Origin of the sequence: Mesorhizobium sp. CAU 1732 (assembly GCF_039888675.1) — a bacterium.
GTDB lineage: Bacteria > Pseudomonadota > Alphaproteobacteria > Rhizobiales > Rhizobiaceae > Aerobium.
Window position 1 is genome coordinate 1 of record NZ_JBDQQR010000006.1, and the last position, 2909, is coordinate 2909.

The 2909-nt window shown below is 66.1% G+C and carries 3 protein-coding genes; all 3 read right to left on the reverse strand.

The window, feature by feature from the left end; translation table 11 throughout:
* Nucleotides 1-3: 3 nt before the first annotated feature.
* Nucleotides 4-1404 carry an NAD(P)(+) transhydrogenase (Re/Si-specific) subunit beta gene (locus tag AAFN55_RS26385; RefSeq protein WP_347801991.1) on the reverse strand — a complete coding sequence of 467 codons (1401 nt, stop codon included), beginning with the start codon at nucleotides 1402-1404 and terminating at the stop codon, nucleotides 4-6.
* 10 nt (nucleotides 1405-1414) lie between these two features.
* On the reverse strand, nucleotides 1415-1837 hold the full coding sequence (locus AAFN55_RS26390; protein WP_347801992.1) for an NAD(P) transhydrogenase subunit alpha: 423 nt from the start codon (nucleotides 1835-1837) through the stop codon (nucleotides 1415-1417).
* On the reverse strand, nucleotides 1837-2909 hold a 1073-nt coding region (locus tag AAFN55_RS26395; RefSeq protein ID WP_347801993.1), incomplete at its 5' end, for an NAD(P) transhydrogenase subunit alpha. The genes AAFN55_RS26395 and AAFN55_RS26390, both read right to left, overlap by 1 nt.

Consider the following 2909-nt stretch of genomic DNA (forward strand, 5'->3'; position numbering starts at 1 on the left):
ATCCTAGTGATCCATAGCCTTTACGATTTCCTCGGTCATTTTCTTTGCGTCGCCGAGGAGCATCATGGTTCCGTCCTTGTAGAACAGGGTGTTGTCGATGCCGGCATAGCCCGAGCCGAGCGAGCGTTTGACGAACAGGCAGGTGCGGGCCTTGTCGACGTCGAGGATCGGCATGCCGTAGATCGGCGACGACTTGTCGTCGCGCGCCGACGGGTTGGTCACGTCGTTGGCGCCGATGACATAGGCGACGTCGGCCTGCGCGAACTCGGAGTTGATGTCCTCGAGCTCGAACACCTCGTCATAGGGCACGTTGGCCTCGGCGAGCAGGACGTTCATGTGGCCCGGCATGCGGCCCGCGACCGGATGGATGGCGTATTTGACCTCGACGCCGGCCGCCTTGAGCTTGTCGGCCATCTCGCGCAGCGCGTGCTGGGCCTGGGCGACCGCCATGCCGTAACCCGGCACGATGATGACCTTCTGCGCGTTCATCATCAGGTAGGCGGCGTCGTCGGCCGAACCCTGCTTGACCGTGCGATCCACGCCGTCATCGCCGCTCGCGGCAGCCGTCTCGCCGCCGAAGCCGCCGAGGATGACGGAGATGAACGAGCGGTTCATGCCCTTGCACATGATGTAGCTGAGGATCGCGCCGGACGAGCCGACCAGCGCGCCGGTGATGATCAGCGCCAGATTGCCGAGCGTGAAGCCCAGCGCCGCAGCCGCCCAGCCCGAATAGGAGTTGAGCATCGAGACGACGACCGGCATGTCCGCGCCGCCGATCGGGATGATCAGGAGGACGCCGAGCAGCAGCGACAGGACAACGATCATCCAGAAGATCGTGGTCGACTGCGTGGTGACCATCAGGACGACGAGAACCACCAGCGCGATCGCGATGCCGGCATTCAGCACATGGCGGAACGGCAGCATGATCGGCTTGCCCGACATGCGCCCGTCGAGCTTGAGGAAGGCGATGATCGAGCCGGTGAAGGTCACCGCGCCGATCGCCACGCCGAGGCTCATCTCGATGATCGCCTGGGTGTGGATGGCGCCGACCATGCCGATGCCGAAGCTTTCAGGCGCGTAGACGGCAGCGGCCGCCACCAGAACGGCGGCAAGGCCGACGAGGCTGTGGAAGGCGGCGACGAGCTGCGGCATCGACGTCATGGCGATGCGGCGCGCGGTGATCGCGCCGATGCCGCCACCGATCAGCAGGCCGAGCAGGATCAGTCCGAAGCCGCTCGGCGACGGAACCGCCAGCGCCAGCGTCGTCACGACGGCGATCGTCATGCCGATCATACCGTAGACATTGCCCTGGCGGCTGGTCGTGGGATGCGACAGGCCGCGCAGCGCCATGATGAACAGCACGCCGGAGACGAGGTAGAGGAAGGAGGCGACGTTCTCGCTCATGGTCAGCGCCTCACTTCTCTTTTTTCTTGTACATCGCCAGCATGCGCTGGGTGACGAGGAAGCCGCCGAAGATGTTCACCGAGGCGAGGATGACCGCGACGAAGCCGAAGCCCATTGCAGCCGCCGAGGCCGAGATGCCGACGGCGAGCAGCGCGCCGACGATGATGACCGACGAGATCGCGTTGGTGACCGCCATCAAAGGCGTGTGCAGCGCCGGCGTCACCGACCAGACGACGTAATAGCCGACGAAGATCGCCAGCACGAAGATCGCGAAGCGGAAGACGAACGGGTCGATGCCGGTCGCGGCATGGGCGCCGGCGGCGAGCGCGTCGGCGGCCTGCTCGGCCTTCTGATCCTGGAATGCGAGCCGTACGGCGGCCGCCGCCTGCTCAAGCTGGGCGATCGCCCGATCGAGTGCAGTGCTCTCTTCCATCACGCACCTCCCTTGGACTTGGATGCGGCGGGTTTCTTCGCGGCGGGTTTGTCGGACGCCGCCTTCTTGCGCGGCGCAGCCGTCTTCGGGGCGGCGTCGAGACCGGGCTCGGTGCCCTTCGCAGCCTTGGCGATGGCGGGCTCGGCGGGAGCCGGAGCGACTGATGCGGCGGCGGCTGCGAAGTTCACATGAACCACCTTGCCGCCATGGGTCAGAAGCGTCGCCTTGACGAGTTCGTCATCCGGGCTGACCACGACGCTCTTCGTCTCCTTGTCGACCATCGTCTCGAGGAAGGCGAAGAGGTTTCTTGCGTAAAGCAGCGAGGCCGAGGCGGCGACGCGGCCCGGCATGTTCAGATGGCCGACGATGCACACGCCGTTGGTCGTGGTGACGACACGGCCGGCGACCGCGCCCTCGACATTGCCGCCGCGCTCGACCGCCAGATCGACGATCACTGAGCCGGGCTTCATCGAGGCGACCATCGCGGCGGACACGAGCTTCGGCGCGGGACGGCCGGGAATGAGCGCCGTGGTGATGACGATGTCCTGCTTGGCGATGTGTTCGGCGGTCAGTGCCGCCTGCTTGGCCTGATACTCCCTGGACATTTCCTTGGCGTAGCCGCCGGCCGTTTCCGCCGCCTTGAATTCCTCGTCCTCGACGGCGAGGAATTTGGCGCCGAGCGAAGCGACCTGCTCCTTGGCGGCGGGACGCACGTCGGTCGCGGTGACGACCGCGCCCATGCGCCGCGCGGTGGCGATCGCCTGCAATCCGGCAACGCCGACACCCATGACGAACACCTTCGCGGCGGGAACGGTGCCGGCCGCCGTCATCATCATCGGCAGCGCGCGGTCATACTCGGCGGCTGCGTCGATCACGGCCTGATAGCCGGCGAGGTTTGCCTGGCTGGACAGGACGTCCATCGACTGCGCGCGCGTGATGCGCGGCATGAATTCCATCGAGAATGCCGAGATGCCCGCGCGCGCCATCGCGCCAAGGGCCGCGTCATTGCCGTACGGATCCATCGTCGCAAGCACGATAGCGCCGGACTTGTAGGATTTGAGCTCGGCATCGA